This window comes from Spiroplasma endosymbiont of Polydrusus pterygomalis (assembly GCF_964030825.1).
In the GTDB taxonomy this organism is placed as follows: Bacteria; Bacillota_I; Bacilli_A; order Mycoplasmatales; family VBWQ01; genus Spiroplasma_E.
In genome coordinates this window covers 428,767-449,351 of the sequence record NZ_OZ034964.1, presented here as the reverse complement: position 1 = coordinate 449,351, position 20,585 = coordinate 428,767, and the positions used below count along the sequence as shown (strand labels likewise).

The following is a 20,585-nucleotide window of genomic DNA, read 5'->3' as shown; positions in this document are numbered from 1 at the left end:
TACATTTATGTTGTAATATTATTTCAAATAAATGTTAATAAACTTTCTTTACCAATAATTATCACCACTATTTGATTCAAATATGTATTAGCATTAATATTTTGATCAATTAAAAGTTGATTATTATTTCATTTTGGAAAAAAAATCGTTAAATAACATTTATCAATAGTGAAAAAAATAGTAATTTGATTATAAGAATTAAACTTTAAAAACTCTTCTCTTTTTAAATCTAATGCATAAACAAAATATCCTTTATTTTCATATCTTGTATCACTAATAAAAATGGTTTGACCATTAACAGAATAAACACGTGGAATTTTAAATATATTTAAAGTTAATAACAATAATATAAAAAGAAAAATAGAACTAGTTCCTAATAAATAATTATTTTTTTTGAATAAACTCATTATTTATCACTACCTATTATATTTTTATAATTATCTAAATTAATGACATTTTTAAATAATTTTAATAGTGTTAAATCATGACCTGCATAAATAATAATTGCTTTTTGACAATAATCTAATAATAAAGTTATTAACCTTATTTTTAAATTATTGTTAATATTACTTAAAATTTCATCCAATAAAATTACTTTTCAATCATAAAAAAATAAACTTAAAAAAATAATTACTTGTCTTTGTCCTTGACTAAGATTACTACCATACTCTTGACAATAATAAAATGGTGTTAAATCTAAATTAATTAAAATATCATCAAATCTTAAACTTTGAAAATTTATTAATTTTTCTTCTATACTATTAAATGATAAAATATTTTCTAAAACTGTTCCTTCATGAATGATAGAATTTGAATTTATATAAACACAAATTTTTTGTCAAGAATAATATGTAATGCTATCTAAATTAATTTCATTATTAATTAAAATTTTACCTTTTAAAGGTAAATATTTTTTTGCTATTAATAATAGTAACGATGTTTTACCAATACCAGAAGTGCCAATAATAATATTATTTTCTTTAAATGTTAAGTTTAAATCATTAAAAATCACTTTATTAGTTAATTTAAAATGACAGTTTTTAATTACCATTTGATTAATTAACTTTAAAAAAGATTTTTCTTTACTCTGATATTGTAATTTAATACTAATAAAATTATTGAATTTATGAAATGATTTAATAAAAACTGGAAAAAAAATAAGAACATTACCAATGTTTTGAAAAAATGAATTAATATAAATACTAATACTAGTAATAAATATTAATTGTGATAAATTAATTTTACTATTAAAAATTAATATTAATGATAAATATATAGTAATAAAACTAATAATATTTTTAACAAAAGCTATTAATGAACTATTATTAATAATTAAATTATTTAATCGTCAATAGTTAGTAACATGAGTATTAAATTTTTTAATTAATATCTTTTTAAGGTGATCTTGTAAATTACGAAAATAAGCATCTTCGAAACTTTTTTGACTTAAAATTACCTGTTGATGTAAATCTAATTTAGAAACTAATTCTTTTTTTACTAATGGTTTTTTTCATAACATTATTATAAAATTAATTAATAATGTTATAAAGCCATTTAATAAGTTTACTAATCAAATTAGAAAATGAATTTTAATTAAAACTATACTAACAATAATAGCAGTAATAAAATTAATAATTATTTCTAAACTATTGTGGCAAAACATAGTTGAGATATTACTAATATCTTGATATATTTGTAAAAAAACACTGTCGTTATATTTTTGTAATTGCATTGGTCTACTGGTAAATCATTTTTTGTGAAATAAATCCACTAAAAAATTATTAAAATTAAAGTAAAATTTTTGACATATTTTATTTAAAATAAATTCTATTAAAATTTTTATTAAATTAATAAAAAAGAAACTTAATAATAAAATGATTGCTAATTGTAAACTATTATTTAAAATAACTTGCTTAATAAAATGTTTATAAAATACTTGAGCCATAAAAAAAGTAGTAACCAACAATAAATTATTAATTATAATAACTAATGAATAATATATATAATTTGGAACTAAAAATGGTGAAAAACTCTTAATTCGATTGGCAGTTTTTTTATTATTAATAATATTAATATTATTTATTATATTAGTTGAAATAACAATATTTGTAAAAACAGTTGTAAAATCTTCAATATTGCTTCAACTCACTTCAATATTTTCGGGGTTTGCAACTAGTCATTTATTTTTTTTCTTCTTGTAAATAATTACAAAATGAAATCCTACATTAGAATTATATATTTGAATAATTAATGGTTTAGTAATTACTAATGATTTTAATCACTTAAAATTAATATTATAACTTTCTAATAATAAATTATACTTAATAGCTAATTGTTTTAACTCTAAAACACTAATTCCCAATCTCGTTAAGATTACTTCTTTTTTTAATTCATTAATTAATAATTTTTTCTTAAAATAAAATCTATATATCATAGCAAGACATGCCAAACCACAATCATTTTCTGTTTCTTGCTGTACAAAAGGATATTTCATAAAAAATCACCGCCAATAATAATTAACGATGATTACCATTTTTTCCTCTTTATTACTTGCGATGTTTTTTCTTTTTGGCAGCGGCACTTTGTTTTTCGCGTTTTTCATCACGTGCAGAAAGAAAATGTTTATGTCTCTTTTCTGCTCTTTTAGTTTCTTGAGCTTTTTTACTAAAACCTTTTAAAAGACGTTGAAACTCCTGTTCATTACTTGCTCGTTCTTCGCTTTCCTTGTTGTCTGATGATAGTGACTTTTTCACTGAATGCATTCATGTCAGCTCCTATTTTTATTTTACTTTAACAATTATATTAGCAAATTAAAAAATTATCAATATTTTTTGTATAATATTAAATTTTTATTTTAAAAAAACTAAAAATAAAGTTATCTTTACAAAAAATTAAACTTACTAAGCTCAATTTAGTATTGTGAAATAATTTTATCATATTTTAATAATTGCTGCTTTTTAATAAAGAAAATATTTTGTTTGCTTTATTAGATAAAAAACAAATCAATAATTTATTAGTAAACATTAAATAGTTTAATTTCCCAAAATAATTTATTTTGGGAAATTTTCACTCGATAACTAATAAAAGTAACTACTATTGATTTATATTTTACAAATAAAAAGATTAATCGATAATTATATAATTTAAACTAAAATATTCTCATCTAATCTTATAGTTTTAAGGAATTTAATAAAAAGTAAAATATTCATACTTTCAAAAGATTAACACAGGGGTATATTAGGTGCTGATACTGATTTATTTTGTGATATTAGACTTGGTGAACTATTGTTATCAAGATTATTAACTGAAGAAAATAAAAACTTATCATTATGATTTGTTTTATACTCATTAATTTTACATGATAAATCAGTAATATTATTATATATATTTATTAAATCCTTTCTTTTTTCAGTAATTAATTTTTTGTGAAATTTTCCAGAAATATAGTCTTCATTAATTTTTCTAATTTCTTTGCTTTCTCACATTCCACATGTAAAAAATTTAAGCGGTCAATGTCATCATTTTCTTGCATTTTTAATTAATTCTGATAAATTAACTTTAACAATTAAATCAATACGAATATCTTTTGTGAAAATTTCTATTTTTTTGTTTCTAATTTCATTTAGTTTCTTTTGAAATTCTACTTCTTTCTTAGTAATTTTTGCTAATTGTGATGCTTTTTTTTCTTGTTCTAACATTTGAATTTTTTCATTAAAAATATTTTTTAATTTTATTGCTATTTCTTTTATTTTTTCTTCAAATATTGGTTCTAATATTGTAATATCTTTTTCATTATTTATTAAAGAAATTAATGAATTATTATCTGAATCTGATTCAATTTTATCTGATTCAACTTTTAAAGAAGTTACAGAGATAGAATTTGAATTTAAAGTAATTAAATTAGATTTTGAACCTGAAAACGATAATTCATCTTCTTTAGTTAGTTTAACTTTACTTAAATCATAATCAGCAATAGTTTTTAAATTTGCTTTAAATCTTCAATCATCTTTCTGATGGTTTAAAAAATTAAGGGCTGTTGTAAATAAAGAAAGTATCGGGTTAATTTCTTTATTGTTATATTTATTATTAAGTCGACATGCTTTATCATATTTTTCAAGATCCTTTTTAAGATTAGCAATATCACTAAATGCTTTTACTGCTTTTATTTTTTCAATAATTATTTTAAAATAAGGAATTCCTTGCTTACCATTTTCATCCATATATCTTTTTCTCGCAGTTTCAAGTTTTTCAAATAATTCTGATGCAAATGTTATTTGATATTTTTTTTCCATTTTTAATTTCTCCTTTGTTAAAAATAAAAAAAACCATTTATTTTATAATTAAAATAAAGGTTTAAAAACTTATATTAAGTTTGTAGATTTATTATACTCTCTTTTAAAACTTTTATTTAATATATTTTTTAAAATCTTTATCAAGATAATAATAATAATTTATATACTAAATATAATAACCAGTAGCAAATTTTTAACTTTTATTAACTTAATATTTTTTAAATTTATTTCGATAAAAAAATTAAGCAATGACCTTTTTTAATGGTTAATTTAGCTATTTCTTGTTGATTAAATTCATTACTAATTGCTTGTGTACTATTACTAGTAACAATAATATCTTGATTTGGATAAAATTTACAACCACTAAAATTATAAATTACTTCTTCACCATCTAAACTAAAAAAAGAAATATACTTATATGTTAGTTGTCAATCCGAAAAAATATATTCTGTTTTTGCTTGTAATAAAAAACAATAATTATTATTACCTAATAAAATTGGATTAAAAGATTGATACTTTTTTAATAAATTAATACTTGTCAATAACATATCTCAACGTCAACCATCTGCTACTATTACAATTTGTTGAAAATCAATATTTTTATTAATAGCAATAATTATTGCTAGTTCACTATCAATAAAATCTTTTTCTTTAGTAAAAGTAATAATATCAAAATCATTATGTTGACTTTGTTTATTAATAAATTTTAACTGTTGTTTAGTAATGGTATCATGATCACCACAAACAAAATTAATTGGTTTTTTATGTGCTAATAATGATAAAATACCAGATTCAACACCAACAAAAATTGGATTAATAAATTGATTTCAATTAATATCATAATCACGACAAACAATTACTAGTTGTTTAATATTACTATTTTTCATAATTTGTTAACATCGCAACTTGATTTTTTATTGAATTACCACTATTTAATAAATAACTGCCTGCCACTAAATAATTAGCACCAGCACTTATACAATCACTTGCTGTTAAATTATTAATACCACCATCAATCGCAATTGTTAGATGAGGAAAACTATTATCAATATGTTTTACTAAATTCTTAATTTTTTCAATAGTAGAGTTTAAAAAAATTTGTCCTCCAGCGCCTGGTGGCACACTCATAATCAAAATTGTATCAAGATGTTCTAACAAATGATAAATTTTTGTAATTGGTGTATTAGGATTAATGGCAATTCCTTTTTTAAAACCAGGATTTTTTCATTCTAAAAATTGTTTTAAATGTTCTGGTGTTAATGCTTCATAATGCAAAGTAATGGTTTTAACTTGTGGTAAAATGATAAATGGTTTTAAATAGTCATATACTTTTTTGGTTGTAATTTTTACCATCATATGACAATCAACATTGATATTAGCATTAAATCGACATACATCACTTAATATTTTAGCGCCAAAACTTAAATTATCAACAAAATGATGATCCATAACATCAAAATGAATTCAATTAATTCCTGCTTTTTGTAAATTTAATAAATCATCTTTTAAAGACAAAAAGTTAGCAGTTAAAATACTAGCAGCAATTGTTACTTCTTTTTTCATTAATTACCATCCTTTATTTTAAATTATTAATTTTATTGAACTCTATTAAAATTTTACAATAATCTTCATAAAAAAAACGAGAAATTATTTTATTTTCAACAGCCTTTTTAACTGCACACTCTGGTTCTTGTTGATGTAAACATGTCCGAAATTTACATTTTTGTCAAAAATTAGTAAAACTAGGAAAATTAGTAGCAATGTCAACACTTTTTAATCCTTGTAATTGAAATACTGAAAATCCTGGTGTATCAGCAATAATACCACCATGTAAAAAATAAAGACGAGTTTTAGTAGTAGTATGCTTACCACGATTTAAACTTGTTGAAATATTTTGTGTTGTTAATTGTAAATTATTATCTAAACTATTTAATGTTGAACTCTTTCCCACTCCTGAAGTTCCAGTTAATAATGATAATTTATTTGCAAAAAATTTTTTTAATTCAGTAATACCATCTTTTTTAAGATTTGAAATAAAAATTATTGGTAACTTTAAATCTTGATATGCTTTAACTTTCATTCAAACTTCATTATTCTTAGTTACCAAATCAATTTTTGTAAATACTAAAATTATTTTTAAATGATAAAAATTAAAAATAGTTAATAATTTATTTAGTAGAAAACTACTAAGAAAAGGTTTAACAAGAGAACTAACAATTAATACTTGATCAACATTGGCAATGCTTGGTCGATATAATTCATTAATTCGTGGTAAGATTGATTCAACTAAGGGATTTTTATTATCTGCACAATTAACTTTGACATAATCACCAACTAAAATTTTCGTTGTTTGAAATTTTAAGGAACCCTTGATTAAACAAGAATAAACTTGGTCTTCAATTCTTACTTCAACAAAGTTATTGGCAACACCAATAACTATTCCTTGCTTAAAATTCATATTTTCCTCCAATTATTATAAAATTAATATGCTAATAATACAAATAATACAAATAACAATTACTATAACTAAAATTAAAAAAAATAAAAATCATTTTTTTAAATAAAATGGTTTTTTTAACTTTTGTGAATTTAAATAATTTTTTCTCAAAAAAAGACTATTATGATTTTTATCTTCTTTTTCTAAACAATAATTTAAATCATTACTTAACTCATTAATTGTCTGATAACGATCTTTAATATCTTTAGCAGTGGCTTTTAAAATAATATTTTCTAAGCTTTGTGGAATATTATTATTAATTTCATGAATTAATGGCATTGGTTCTTTAATATGTTTTGCCGCTAATATTTGTGGATTTTTATGAAAAAAAGGTGGTTTACCTACTAATAATTCATATAAAATAATACCTAAAGCGTAAATATCACTTTGAATTGTCGGCTTTTGAAATTTAACTACTTCTGGAGCAATATACTTCATTGTTCCAACAACTTGATTGGCATGTTTTTTAACTTCATAATCATCAATAACAGCAATTCCAAAATCTAAAACTTTAATGGCACCACTACTAGTTAAAATAATATTTTCTGGTTTTAAATCACGATGAATAATATTTGCAGCATGACAAGCACTAACACCTTTTAAAATTTCTTTCATAATAACTATTACTTCATTGACTGATAATACTGAATAATTACTTAAGTATTCTTTTAATGTTTTACCCTCTAGTAATTCGAATACTAAACATCAATCTTTTTTATCAATAAAAATATCATATACTAAAATAACATTAGGATGCCTAATTCTAGATACTGCCCTAATTTCTTGCAAAAATCGTTCTTTTATTAAATCATCTAATGGCGAAATTGGATTAATTACTTTTAATGCAACTTGTCGATTTAAATATTTATCTTCTGCTTCATAAACTTTAGCCATTCCTCCTGAACCAATAACTTTTAAAATATGATAACGATTATTCAATAGTTTATTTATTTCCATTATTTTCACCATTACTTTTTTTAAACTATATTAATTTACTTCTAATTTATATTGTACACAAAAATAAAAAAAGACTAAAATTTTATTTCTATCAATAGTGCAGTAACATTATCAGTTGAAATATTAAGTAATGCCTGTTTAATTAATAGTTTAACTTTACTATTAATATTTCCATTTTTTTCTAAAATACTTACTATTTCTTCTTCCTCTAAAAAATCATGAACACCATCACTAGTTAATAGAAAATACGATGGAACTACTAATGGTAAATGAAAAATATCAGTTTTTAATGGCTTACTTGGACCAAGAGCACTAGTTAATGCTTTTCAATAAGTATGATTTAAATCAACAGTTACTTGTTTAGTTACATTTTTTTGTAAATATAAATTTAAAATATTATGATCAACTGTTAACTGTTTTAATCGTTGTTTGCTATATTGATAAATACGTGAATCACCGATATTAACTAAATAAACTTTATTATTAGCAATTAAAGTTATTACCATCGTTGTTCCCATATCAATTGCTTGCTCATTAGTTAAACTAAAATTATTCATTTCACTTTGAATAGCATCTATTTTTTCCTGTAATCAAGCATGAATTTGTTTATCGTGTTTTAATTTAGTAAAATCTGTCACTTGAAAAAAATTTTTTAACATCATAATAGCCATATTACTAGCAACTTCACCACATTTATGTCCACCCAAACCATCACAAACAGCACCAATAACTTGTCCTGTATTATTTGTTAAATATAAAACTGCATCTTGGTTATTAGTACGATAATTACCAACATCTGTTTTATAACTAGCATTTATTTTCATAAACTGAACCTCCTTATATTCCTTTTTTTAATTTACAAATATAAAACCCATCAGTATTTTTATGAACACCAAAAAATTGTTTTTCGGTAATAATTGTCATATCTAAATGATCTTTAATAAACTTTTCAATTTGATTTTGATTTTCTTTGATATTGAAAGTACAAGTAACATAAACAAGTACTGCTTCAGGTTTTAATAGTTGATAAGCTCTATTTAATAATTTTGCCTGAGTGGTAATCAAATGATTAATTTCTTCCTTACTTCAGTTGATAAGCTTAACTTCTGGTTTTCTTTTAATTAAACCTCAAGCAGTACTAGGTGCATCAATTAAAATTTTATCAAATTTATTAGGAAATTCTAATGTTGTTGCATCACCATACCGAAGTTCGGTATTAGTTACTCCTAATTTTCTTAAATAAGCATTACCAATTTTTAATCGCTCTTCATTAATATCACAGGCAACTATTTTACCATGATTAGCCATTAAGACTGCCATGTGAGCGGTTTTACTAGCAATTCCAGCACACATATCTAAAACTTCATCATATGGTTGTGGATCTAAAATATGACCAACTAACATACTTGCTTGATCTTGTTTAATAATTTCACCATTTTCATATAACTTTGTATTAAAAATTGATTTTGAACTAATAATACCATCTGGTACTATTTCACTTAAAGAAAAATTAAAAGACTTATAATTTTCATTATTTAATACTTTACTAACAGATGTTTTTAATGTATTAACACGAAAAGTAATTAATGGTGATCTTAAGTTATCTTTAACTAATTCATTAGCAATATTAGCACTAAATTGTGATTTTATTAAATCATATAGTCAAAATGGATAACTATATTTAATTAATTTAATATTTTTTTTACTTTCTTTTTGTAAATTAAACTCTGATCTAAATTGAATAAAACTTAAATCTAATAATTTAGAAATAATAAATGTCAATTTTTTATCAAAAATACTAACCTTTTTTAAGGTATTTTCAATAAAAACTTCTTTATTAGTAATCTCTAAAAAATAAATCTGATATAAAACTATTCATAAAATAATCGTTATTTTAAAAGGAATAGTAACTACTGGTTTTAAAATATTTCACATTTGATTTAAAATATAATCTAAATAAATTTGATTTTTTAAAGTTCCTACTACTATTTTTTCTATTGTTTCTTTTTCTGAAGAAGATAAATTTTTATCTTGCATCATTTCTGCTAATAAAACATTACAATGGCCTTTTTCTAGGATTACTTTTACTAACATCTTATAAACATTATTTTGAATTATCATTATTTAACCCCACAAAAATTTTAAATATACATATATTATAGCTTAAATTATTTTTTTGATTTTGATAAGTATTTTATAATAAATTAATTAAAAAATGCATCACATTGGATGCAGTTTTTATTAAAAAATTTTTAGTAAACTAACTTATATTTTATTAATATTTTTATTTATATTAACTTTACCTTTTCATTTTTTACAATCTTCGCCATATTTATACATATTATTAATTTTAATACTAAGAATAATTCCTGATCATATTGCACAAGGAGTATTAGCACAAATAATAACTAGATCTTTCATTAAAATTGTTGATTCAGAAGCACCATTATATGATAAATGAATAACACCTCATAATAATCATAAACTGTTAGCAGTTGTATAAAGAATAAACGTAAGTAAAGAAATACCATTTGTTTTTTTAGTTTTTATTGTTTTTAGTGATTGTGGCAAAAATGCTATAACAGCAAAAAGTGCAGCAATAACACCAATTATCGTAATAATTCATCATTGAGTATTTGCCATATTATTCCTCCAAAGTTTTAGCATTTTCTTTTAAATTTTTCATATTTTTTACCTTAACATAAATAATACAATTAGTTGCAGTAATTGTTACTGTATATGGAACTATTAAAGTAGTTGCTCAAATTGTGATTCCTGTAGTATCAGCACCTACTGGTCACGTAATTGAAAGTATACCAAATAGTAAAAAAAGAATATTAGCGATATTATAAATAATATAAGTCGATAAAATTATGTGTTTAGTTTCCCTGGTTTTTATTGTTTTTACTGCTTGTGGAATAAACGTTATAATAGATAATATTCCAGCTAAATAACCGATAATTCCAATAAAAATCTGCATATTTATCCTCCATTAATTTTTTAAAATATTTTAGTAATTTTTTTAAATCTAAAAACTATTAAAATATTTATTTTTTGTCTTATTAAGAATAATATTATTTTACTTTTAATAATTAAAAATAGATAGTATTTATTTAAAAAATATTAAAGAAATTTGTAATATAAAAAGAAAAAAAATTGATAAAGTAAAATATTAGTTTTAAATTATACTAAAGATAAAAATATTAAATAAACTCAGCTTTTTATAAAAAACTGAATTTTTTATTGTATATTCATTTTTTCAATTATAGACTTAAATTAAGATTTACTTAGAATACAAAAATAAATAATAAATAATAATTTCTTAATTAAACTATATTCTTATAAAAATTAATTTGTTATAAAATTATGATATTAATAATATTTTTAATAATATCATAATATTTTATAATTATTTTTTTTTATAAATTAACGTACTAATTTAATATTCTTACACCATTTCATATTTTTTTAAAATCCTAAATATTATAAGTATAATACTATGTTCTAAGTAAATCTTAAATTATAGGAATATGTAAAAAAGTATTGGAGTTAAAAATGAAAAAAAATAATTTTATTTATGCTAGATACGATAAAGAAGATAACTGTTTAGGTGTTTATGACACTATGGAAGAAGCAATATGAAAAGTTTACCACATTGATAAAACAAATAAAAAACGCTATTATCAAGCCTATAATAATATTTGCCGTTCTTATCAAAAATATAAAAATAATTTTGGAAATGTTGTTTGTTATGAAGGTTTTTGATTTAAAATAGCATTAAATGAAAATGGCTACTAAAATTAAAAAATAAAATAGTTATGGTATGAAATGGATAAAGAAACTTAATAAAAATATTTTTTAATTTTATAGTTAAATCTGAATAAATTAAAAAATTAACAATTTGACTTATAAATATTTATTTTATTAAATTTATCAGTTATTTTATTATAATTATTAATAAAAATTTAAATCATAATATTTAATATTTTATTGTTTATAAGTTGAAAAAATTTTAAATGTTAGTAAAAAATTAAGTTTTACTAACATTCTTTACATTTTCATTAAAATCAAAATAGCTAATAATTTTAATACTTTTTTCTCAAAATTAATAAAGCTGTTAATACTTCTATTATACTTCATTAAATCATTGATTAGGTACTACTGAAAAACCAATAGTATTATTACCAGTATGTGTTTTTAAAATATTACACAATGGTTCAACTTTATATTTAGTAAATCCTCTATTTTTTACTTTTTTAATAGCCTCATCAATAATATCTTTTCGACATCAGCCATCAATGATATATATTGTTTCTTTAGTAATATCTTTAATTTTAGTAATTAAATCTAACATCTCCTCCATGGCCTTACTTAATGTTCTAACTCTGCCAATATTATCAATTTTTTCTTTACATTTTAAAATTGCTTTAAAACGTAAAAAATTACCAATTCTTGCTTTACTCATTGGTAGTCTACCACCACGAGCTAAAAATTTTAGATCATTTATAGCAAGATAAGACTCATAATTTTTACGAAACTTATTTAAAACTTCTAAAATTTCAGCAATTTTTTTTCCTTGTTTAGCAAGAGTAAAAGCAATTAAAACCAGAAATTTTAAAGGAATTGAAGCAGCACCAGTTTCTAAAATATGAACCCTATTTTTATATTTTTCTTCTTTTTGCAAAACTTGTGAACTTCGATATTGGCCTGATGCACTTTTAGCAATTGGCAAAAATAAAATCTGTTCATATTTACTTAAAGCATTATCTCAATATTGTGCAAGTTTACCACGACTAGTTTGACTGGTTTTTAGAATACAATGTTCGTCAATCATTTTGCTACGAATTGTTTCACTATCAATATCAATGTTATTATCATCATAAGTGGTATCTCCATCAATAATACTAAGGGGAATAATTATTATTTCAGGATATTTTTTCATATCTTCAAGAGTAAAACCAGTTGCTGAATCACTTACAATTCCAATTTTCATTTTGTTTGCTCCTAACCTTTTATACTAATAAATTATAGTAAAATTATAACAAATTTATTTAGTAAATACATGGTTTTATTTTCAAAAATATAAAGTGGTATCAACTTATTAGTATTAATAATAAAAAATGGTCTTAATAATTAAATGTTTAAGACTATTTTTATAATCTTAAGACAAATAAACAATACGATCAGCAATAATCTCAGTATAGTAAAAATCATTAGCTTTATTAGCAAAGGTTTGAATTCTACCTTTAATCCCAATAATAGCATTCTTTTTTAATAATGTTTTTAATTCTTCAGTATTAGCTATTCAAGTTTTAATAGTTACAAAGTCAATTTCAAATTGATTTTGACGATTTTTAAAAGGTCTTTCAATTGCCATTATAAACTTAGTCCATTTTGTAGGAACCTGTTCTCTTGTTGGTATTATTTCTGGTTCATTCATTAATTTACCTACTAATACAACATTATTTATCATTTTAACACCTCCTTTTATTTGATAATTATAAATTTAGTTAATAAATTAAATATAAAATTATTTAATTTACGAATAAAAGATGTTTAATTTTTTTTAAAATTCAATAAATAAAAGTGAAGCAATATCATCATTCTCTTTTACAATAATATAAAAATTCATTAAAATTAATTATTTTAATTAATTATTTATTTTTCTAAATTATTTAGAAAAATAAACAAACAAAACTTATCTTAAATCATACTTATTGTCTTCCATTCTATTTATCAATATTAGGTTTTAACTCTAATATAAATTTAAAAATTTCCCTTATTATACGTTGGTAACTAATATTTATTAATAGTATTATTTTTTTATGGTATATTATTTTTTTTAGATATAAACTTTAATTAAGATTTACCTAAAATAACTTTTACAAAAAACATTAAAACTTATCATTATTAATTTTAAAAAAATTATTTCATTTAAATTAAATATTAGTTTACATCTATTTACTAATTTAAATTTATAACAACTTTAGTAACACACTATAACGTTTTAATTAAAGAACAGCAATTATATACTAAATAAATTTTTTCTTTACTAATTTATTTACAAAATAAAAAACTATTTTTTTATATAAACTAAATTAATTAACAATATTTTACATTTTTTTCTAACCCTACGATATTAATGAATAAAAATGATATTTTGGATAAATCTTAATACTAAAAACAGATTAAATTAAGGAAAGAGATGATTATTAAAAAATGATAAATAACAACAATAAAACGATAGAAGAAAAAACTAATAACAAAAAAAATACTAATAATAAATACAAAATTAAAATTAGACAATTAAATAAGAAAATGAAAGAAACAGCTGATAACTTAAAAGAAATAAGTCAACTTTATGCAAAAGCAGAAAGAGAATCCCTAGAAAGAAGAAGAAGAATTACCAATCTAATAAATAAAGTTGAAGAACTAGAAAAACAAGTAGCAGATCAACAACAAATAGAAAATGAAAATATTAATAAAAAAATTATAATTTCTAAACTAAATTTAGCAATACCTGGCGAAATATATTCTTTAGCAACAGATAAAAAAGGTAATCTTTATCTTGGAACGCGAGATAGTTCTTGACATGGGGCAATTTATAAATGTTTAGCAGGAGAAACAAATTTTAAACTGATATCAGGAACATATGGTGAAATTTGAACAATAACTATCACTAAAAATAATAATATTTATATTGGAACCAGAGAAAGTAGTTCTAAAGGTGCTGTTTATAAATACCTAGAAACGAAAAATACTTTTGAAAAAATAGAAGGAATAACTAAATCTGTCTCTTCTTTAACTTTTGATAACAATAATAATATTTATGCAGGCGTTTGAACTGGTTCATGACAATGACCTAGTGATGGTGAAGTTTATAAATGTTTAGCAGACGAAATAAATTTTAAACCGATGTCAGGAATAAAAGGTGATGTGCTATCATTAGTTTTTAATGAAAGTACAAATTTTTTATATGCTACAACATGAAATGGAAATGGAAAAACTAAAACAAATGATGGTTCACTTTATAAATGTTTAGCAACAAATAATGTCTTTACTTTAGTACAAAAAAATTTACCAGTTATATGACATTTAAAAACTAAAGATAGTGAACCATTTATTGAAGTTGAATATTAATGAAACAAAATAGCAAATGATACAATAAAATAATATATCAAATTTACATTAAAATGTGATTCATATTGAACTAAAATAATTATACCCTAACAAAAAATAATTAAAATGTTTTTTCATTAGGGTTTTAATATTATTATTCTTAAATTTTAAATAATAATCAATAAATAAAAATCTTAAAAAATATTTATTTTTTAAGATTTAAACCTAATATTGCTAATTGTTCAGTTGAAATTTTACTAGGACTATTTGTTAACAAACAAATACCACGATTATTTTTTGGAAAGGCAATAGTATCACGAATTGATTGACTTTTAATTAAAATCATTAATAAACGATCAAGACCAAAAGCAATACCACCATGCGGTGGAACACCATAATTAAAAGCTGATAAGAAAAAATCAAATTTATTGTCAATTTCTGTTGTACTTAAACCTAATAACTTAAAAATTGCTTCTTGTAACTGATAATCATTAATTCTAATGCTACCACCAGCGATTTCAAAACCATTTAATACCAAATCATAAGCATCGGCAATTAGTATTCCTAAATTTTTATTGTTAATTGTCAATATTTGTTCAGGATTTTTTGGACTGGTAAAAGGGTGATGACAAGCTTGTCATTTGTTTTCTTCTCATTCAAACATTGGTCAATCAACAATTCAAAGAAATTCAAATTTTTCAATATTATTCATAAAATCTTTATGATTAGCTTGTTTTGACAAATCATTAATATAAAAATTTCTAATCGCTCCCATAACTTTATTAGCAACCATTTGCTGTTCATAAACAAAAATTAAAAAATTATTATTGTTGTATTTTATTTGTGACATCTTTTCAATTAAAATTAATTCATTAACTTTTGTTTTTGAAACATTATAAATAACTTTTTTCTTAATTAAATCATAAATTATTAATGTTTTTCCTCCATGTTGATTACTAATTTCTACTAGTTTTTTTATTGTTGTTTCATTAATTTTATCATTAACAATAAAACCTTTATAAACAAAAGTATCCTCACTAGCTTTAATATCAATATTTATTAACTTACATGTACAACGTAAATCAGGCTTATCACTGCCATAGCAATCCATTGCTTGATGATAAGTAATTATTGGAAATACTTTTGGAACATCACCAATTTTTAAAGTTTTAAAAAGATTTATTATCATTTTTTCTACTATTTGTTTAATTTCTTTACTAGTAGTAAATGCTAATTCTAAGTCTAATTGTTGAAATTCAGGTTGTCGATCAGCACGAAAATCTTCATCACGAAAACATTTAGCAATTTGATAATATTTATCAATCCCTGATATCATTAGCAGTTGTTTATAAATTTGGGGTGATTGCGGTAAAGCATAAAAATATTTTTTTTGAATACGAGCAGGAACTAAGAAATCACGAGCACCTTCTGGTGTTGATTTTGTTAAGCATGGTGTATCAATTTCTAAAAAATTATTTTCATTTAAAAATGTTCGTAAACAATTAATAACGCGATGTTTAAATTTAATATTATCATTCATGATTGGTCTTCTTAAATCTAAATAACGATATTGTAAGCGTAATTCTTCACTAGCAAGCGTATTATCATTTTTAATGGTAAAAGGTAAATTAATAGCTCTACTTAATATTTCAATTTTTGTTGCTACTATTTCAATCATATCATTAGCATTTTTTGCATCTTTATTTTTTCTTAACACAACTATTCCTATTACTTTTAAAACAGATTCAACTTTAATATTTTTTACTTCTTGATAATGGATATTATCTGGTTTAATAATAACTTGTGTTGTGCCATACATATCGCGTAAATCAATAAAAATACCAAATTTATTAATGCGAATATCTTTAACTCATCCACTAATAACAACTTCTTTGGCAATATCATCTTGCGTTAAGTTACCACATGTATGAGTCCTAAAGAGTTTTTCCATAACTTTCATTCTCCTCTAATAATATATTTTTAAGTTTATTAAATAATTGTTGTTCATTATCAAAAGCTAATTTTGACATTTCTTTTTTCATAAAAGAATAAATACTAGCTTGTTTTTTTTCTTTTAAAAACAAAATATTTTTGGCTAAAGTACGATTAATAATTTGTGATTTATTTTTATCTTGATATAAATTATATTCACCAGCAACATGATAATTTTCTTTACGTAATTGTGTTAATAAATCCGAAGCCATTATTAATCCTAGTTCACTTAAAGCAATAACTTGTAAATCAGCAATTACTGGTTTATTAATATCTTTATTTTCCACTAATAATAACATTAATCTTTCAATACCAATAGCAAAACCAATAGCAGGGATTGCTAAAGGTGAACCTAATTCATTAAATAAATTATCATATCTGCCACCACCAAGTAGTGTATTTTGATTTGCACCAAGTCGTGAATCAATAGTAGTTATTTCAAAAATAATACCATTATAATAATCTAAACCACGAACTAAATGTTCATTAATAATAAAATTAATCTTGTTATTTTTTAAAGCACTGATAATCATTGTAAAGTAAGTTTTCTCATCATTAGTTAAAAAATCACTTATATATGGTATTTTTAATTTTAATTTACTACAATTCTTACAATCAAGGACTCTTAATGGTGAGGTATTAACTCTAATCTGACAATTTTGACATAATTGTTTGCTTTGATTTACTAATTGTTGTTTAAGTGCCATTTGATATTTATTTTTTGTTTCACTAGAACCAAAATAATTTATATTTAAAGTTAAATTTGGTATTGAAAAATTTTTCATCATTTCTAATGCCATCATCATTACTTCAACATCAATTAAAGGATGCTTAATACCAACAGTTTCAATACCAAATTGATTAAATTCACGTTGACGACCTTTTTGTGGTCGTTCATAACGAAACATTGAACCATAATAAAAATATTTTAATGTTTTTTTAGTTTTATATAATTTATTTTCAATTATCGCACGAACAATTCCTGCTGTTCCTTCAGGACGAAGTGCTAATAATCTATTATTTTTATCATGAAATTGATAAATTTCTTTTTGAACAATATCTGTTGTATCTCCTACTGCTCGTAAAAATAATTGAGCATTTTCAAAAATAGGAGTAATAAATTCTTGATAATTATATTTAATTGCACAATTTGTTAAAGATTTAATAATATTGCGATAAATAATGACATCTTCATCATACATATCACGTGTTCCTCTTGCTTTTTGAAATTCCATATTTTTACTCCTTTTTTAAAAAAAACATTCCTATATTTTAGGAACGTTTTTTAACGCGGTACCATCCTAATTCACTTACAAAGTAAATGCACTCAATTATTTTTTACAATTTTAGTTAATTATTAATAATACGAGTCATTTAACGTCATAAAATTAGTTAACCAGTGTTTACACCACCCACACTGTCTCTTAATGCTAGCCTAATTTATTTTTAAATGCTGAAAATATTATACTAAAATATTACATAATTATCCTATTTATTGCAATAATATCAGGAATCTTTTTAATTGATGAAATAATTTGCTGTAAACGTTCAATGTTAGAAACTTTAATTAAAATTTTTAAATTTCCACGATTTTCTTTTAGTTTATTATTAGCATCAATACTTTGAATTTGGGCTTTTAAATAACCTAAAATATTTAAAACATCAGTCATTAATGCTGGTCGATCTAAATATTGAATTTGAATCTTTGAATTATAAAAATGATTATTAGTTGCTATTAAATTTCATTTTGTTTTAATAATACGATCTTTACGTTCTGGTAAAGTGACATTAGGACAAATTAAACGGTGGACTTTAATACCTTGACCTTTAGTAATATAACCTGCAATTGGTTCATCTGGAATAGGTAAGCAACAATGAGCTAATGATGTTTTAGTATTAGGAGCATTTTCAATAATAATTTCATTATTACTATTCAAATTCATTATTGTTTGTTTTTTAGTTTTTAATTCTTGAAAAGTTGCTGAATCACTACATAAAATAGTAGTAACTGCTTGTTCAATGGTATATGTTCCATTAGCAACATCTAAACAAAAATCTTCATAAGTTTTATATTTTAATGATCTAATTCTCGACATAATAATATTACGTTTTGCAATTTTTCAGCGAATGTGATTTTCATTAATATATTCTTCAATTTGTTCTTTAGTTTTTTTTATTTTTTCCTTATTTTCTGAATCTTTAATTTTATTTTCTTGATTAAATTTTTCTTGTTGATTATTTAAATATTTCTTTATCTTATGTTGAGCAAAATTAGTTTTAACAATATTTAATCAATCACGAGAAGGGCGTGCAGTTTTAGCAGTTTTAATTTCAACAATATCGCCTGATTTTAAAACAGTATTAATAGGTGAATAAATACCATTGATTCTTGCCCCTACTGTTGTTTCACCAATTTCAGTATGAACTTTAAAAGCAAAATCTAAAACAGTTGAACCAAATGGTAGAGTTATAACATTACCATTTGGAGTTAATACATAAATTAAATCACTAAAAATATCTTGTTTAATTTCTTTTTCTAAATTATTATTTTTAGCAATATTATCTGCTAATATGTTTTCATCAGCATTTGGGTTTAAATCATTTAAATTTAATATTTCTTGAAAAATATTTAATTTTTCATCAATTTCTGCTTGACGTTTCTTCGGATTTTTATTTTCACCTTCTTTATATCTTCAATGTGAAGCAGCTCCCGCTTCAGCAAAATCTTCCATTTCTTCAGTTCTAATTTGTAATTCATAGATTTCATTATCAAAAACAACAGATGTATGTAAAGATTGATACATATTATTTTTTGGTGTGGCAATATAATCTTTAAATCTACCTGGAACAGGTGTAAAACTTTGATGAATATAACCTAAAATAGCATAGCAACTATCAATAGAATTAGTAACAACTCTAATTGCTAAAATATCATGGATATCGTCAAAATCTTTACCAAAATAATACATTTTACGATAAACAGAATATAAATGTTTACTGCGACCATAAATTCTAAAAATCAAATTTTTATGTTGTGATAATGTTTTACTTAATTCCTTAATAATTTGACTAACTAATTTTTCACGTTTTTCACGATCTAAATTAATAAGATTATCAATTTTTTTATACTCTTTAGGATGTAATACCGCAAAGGAACGATCTTCTAACTCAGATTGTAATTGACGCATACCTAAACGATGAGCAATAGAAGCATAAACTTCTAAAGTTTCTTTAGCAATAATTATTTGTTTTTCAGGAGTTAAAAAGTTAATAGTTCTAATATTATGCAAACGATCTGCCATTTTGATAATAATGACACGAATATCATGAGCTAAACTTAAATACAATTTACGTAAGTAGTTAGCTTTAATTTCGTTTCTTTTCTCTTTAGCAAAATGACTAACTTTTGTTACAGCTAAAACTAAATTTGCAACCTCTAAACCAAACTCTGCTACCAATTCATCAAAAGTTGTTGGTGTATCTTCTAAAATGTCATGCAAAAAACCTGCTTGAATAGAAGCTACATCTAAATGTCATAATACTAAATTATATGCTGTTGATAAGACATGATAAACATAAGGATCACCATTTTTTCGATATTGATCTTTATGTTTTAATAATGCATATTGATAAGCCACTTTAATTTTTAAAATTTGTTTAGAATCTTTGATAAATGTTTTTGCTTCCGCTAATAATTGATTAAAATCTTTACAAGTTAAATTATTCAT

At 22.2% G+C, this 20,585-nt stretch carries 19 protein-coding genes; 2 read left to right on the top strand and 17 right to left on the bottom strand.

Annotated features, from left to right (window positions below):
* Window positions 1–5 precede the first annotated feature (5 nt).
* The 12 genes from ACQH25_RS02195 to ACQH25_RS02140 all read right to left on the bottom strand — a co-directional run bounded on the left by ACQH25_RS02195 (window position 6) and on the right by ACQH25_RS02140 (window position 10,726).
* Window positions 6–407, bottom strand: coding sequence for a hypothetical protein (locus ACQH25_RS02195; protein WP_425381607.1), 402 nt, complete (start codon window positions 405–407; stop codon window positions 6–8).
* Window positions 407–2,494 carry a cysteine peptidase family C39 domain-containing protein gene (locus tag ACQH25_RS02190; protein WP_425381606.1) on the bottom strand — a complete coding sequence of 696 codons (2,088 nt, stop codon included), beginning with the start codon at window positions 2,492–2,494 and terminating at the stop codon, window positions 407–409. Before ACQH25_RS02190 ends, ACQH25_RS02195 begins: the two co-directional genes overlap by 1 nt.
* A gap of 52 nt (window positions 2,495–2,546) precedes the next feature.
* Window positions 2,547–2,762: a hypothetical protein gene (locus ACQH25_RS02185; protein ID WP_425381605.1), complete on the bottom strand. Its 216-nt coding sequence runs from the start codon at window positions 2,760–2,762 to the stop codon at window positions 2,547–2,549.
* A 459-nt stretch (window positions 2,763–3,221) separates the two neighbouring features.
* Window positions 3,222–4,292 (bottom strand): hypothetical protein, encoded by a 1,071-nt coding sequence (locus tag ACQH25_RS02180; protein WP_425381604.1) that lies wholly within the window; start codon window positions 4,290–4,292, stop codon window positions 3,222–3,224.
* Window positions 4,293–4,516: 224 nt separating this feature from the next.
* Complete coding sequence (locus tag ACQH25_RS02175; RefSeq protein ID WP_425381603.1) at window positions 4,517–5,179, bottom strand: thiamine diphosphokinase; 663 nt, start codon at window positions 5,177–5,179, stop codon at window positions 4,517–4,519.
* The gene (locus ACQH25_RS02170; protein ID WP_425381602.1) at window positions 5,169–5,855 is read right to left on the bottom strand and encodes a ribulose-phosphate 3-epimerase; all 687 of its coding nucleotides are present in this window, start codon (window positions 5,853–5,855) and stop codon (window positions 5,169–5,171) included. Before ACQH25_RS02170 ends, ACQH25_RS02175 begins: the two co-directional genes overlap by 11 nt.
* Window positions 5,856–5,868: 13 nt before the next feature.
* Complete coding sequence (rsgA, locus tag ACQH25_RS02165; RefSeq protein ID WP_425381601.1) at window positions 5,869–6,750, bottom strand: ribosome small subunit-dependent GTPase A; 882 nt, start codon at window positions 6,748–6,750, stop codon at window positions 5,869–5,871.
* A gap of 15 nt (window positions 6,751–6,765) precedes the next feature.
* Window positions 6,766–7,746, bottom strand: coding sequence for a serine/threonine-protein kinase (locus tag ACQH25_RS02160; RefSeq protein WP_425381600.1), 981 nt, complete (start codon window positions 7,744–7,746; stop codon window positions 6,766–6,768).
* A gap of 74 nt (window positions 7,747–7,820) precedes the next feature.
* Window positions 7,821–8,570: a protein phosphatase 2C domain-containing protein gene (locus tag ACQH25_RS02155; RefSeq protein ID WP_425381599.1), complete on the bottom strand. Its 750-nt coding sequence runs from the start codon at window positions 8,568–8,570 to the stop codon at window positions 7,821–7,823.
* A gap of 13 nt (window positions 8,571–8,583) precedes the next feature.
* Window positions 8,584–9,867, bottom strand: coding sequence for a methyltransferase domain-containing protein (locus ACQH25_RS02150; RefSeq protein ID WP_425381598.1), 1,284 nt, complete (start codon window positions 9,865–9,867; stop codon window positions 8,584–8,586).
* A gap of 144 nt (window positions 9,868–10,011) precedes the next feature.
* Window positions 10,012–10,389: a SemiSWEET family sugar transporter gene (locus ACQH25_RS02145; protein ID WP_425381597.1), complete on the bottom strand. Its 378-nt coding sequence runs from the start codon at window positions 10,387–10,389 to the stop codon at window positions 10,012–10,014.
* A gap of 1 nt (window position 10,390) precedes the next feature.
* Entirely contained in the window at window positions 10,391–10,726 is a 336-nt protein-coding gene (locus ACQH25_RS02140; RefSeq protein WP_425381596.1) for a SemiSWEET family sugar transporter, read from the bottom strand.
* A gap of 575 nt (window positions 10,727–11,301) precedes the next feature.
* On the opposite strand from ACQH25_RS02140, the gene ACQH25_RS02135 reads away from it, so the two are divergent.
* Window positions 11,302–11,544 carry a hypothetical protein gene (locus ACQH25_RS02135; protein ID WP_425381595.1) on the top strand — a complete coding sequence of 81 codons (243 nt, stop codon included), beginning with the start codon at window positions 11,302–11,304 and terminating at the stop codon, window positions 11,542–11,544.
* A 331-nt stretch (window positions 11,545–11,875) separates the two neighbouring features.
* On the opposite strand, the gene ACQH25_RS02130 is transcribed toward ACQH25_RS02135, so the two are convergent.
* On the bottom strand, window positions 11,876–12,739 hold the full coding sequence (locus tag ACQH25_RS02130) for a DegV family protein (RefSeq protein ID WP_425381594.1): 864 nt from the start codon (window positions 12,737–12,739) through the stop codon (window positions 11,876–11,878).
* Between the two features lie 168 nt (window positions 12,740–12,907).
* Window positions 12,908–13,219: a single-stranded DNA-binding protein gene (locus tag ACQH25_RS02125; RefSeq protein WP_425381593.1), complete on the bottom strand. Its 312-nt coding sequence runs from the start codon at window positions 13,217–13,219 to the stop codon at window positions 12,908–12,910.
* Between the two features lie 746 nt (window positions 13,220–13,965).
* Between ACQH25_RS02125 and ACQH25_RS02120 the strand changes: the two genes are divergently transcribed.
* On the top strand, window positions 13,966–14,886 hold the full coding sequence (locus tag ACQH25_RS02120) for a two-component regulator propeller domain-containing protein (protein WP_425381592.1): 921 nt from the start codon (window positions 13,966–13,968) through the stop codon (window positions 14,884–14,886).
* 184 nt (window positions 14,887–15,070) lie between these two features.
* On the opposite strand, the gene aspS is transcribed toward ACQH25_RS02120, so the two are convergent.
* The 3 genes from aspS to ACQH25_RS02105 all read right to left on the bottom strand — a co-directional run bounded on the left by aspS (window position 15,071) and on the right by ACQH25_RS02105 (window position 20,585).
* Window positions 15,071–16,816 carry an aspartate--tRNA ligase gene (gene aspS, locus ACQH25_RS02115; protein WP_425381591.1) on the bottom strand — a complete coding sequence of 582 codons (1,746 nt, stop codon included), beginning with the start codon at window positions 16,814–16,816 and terminating at the stop codon, window positions 15,071–15,073.
* Window positions 16,800–18,092, bottom strand: a complete 1,293-nt coding sequence (hisS, locus tag ACQH25_RS02110) for a histidine--tRNA ligase (RefSeq protein ID WP_425381590.1) — start codon at window positions 18,090–18,092, stop codon at window positions 16,800–16,802. Before hisS ends, aspS begins: the two co-directional genes overlap by 17 nt.
* Window positions 18,093–18,332: 240 nt before the next feature.
* Window positions 18,333–20,585 (bottom strand): RelA/SpoT family protein, encoded by a 2,253-nt coding sequence (locus ACQH25_RS02105; RefSeq protein WP_425381589.1) that lies wholly within the window; start codon window positions 20,583–20,585, stop codon window positions 18,333–18,335.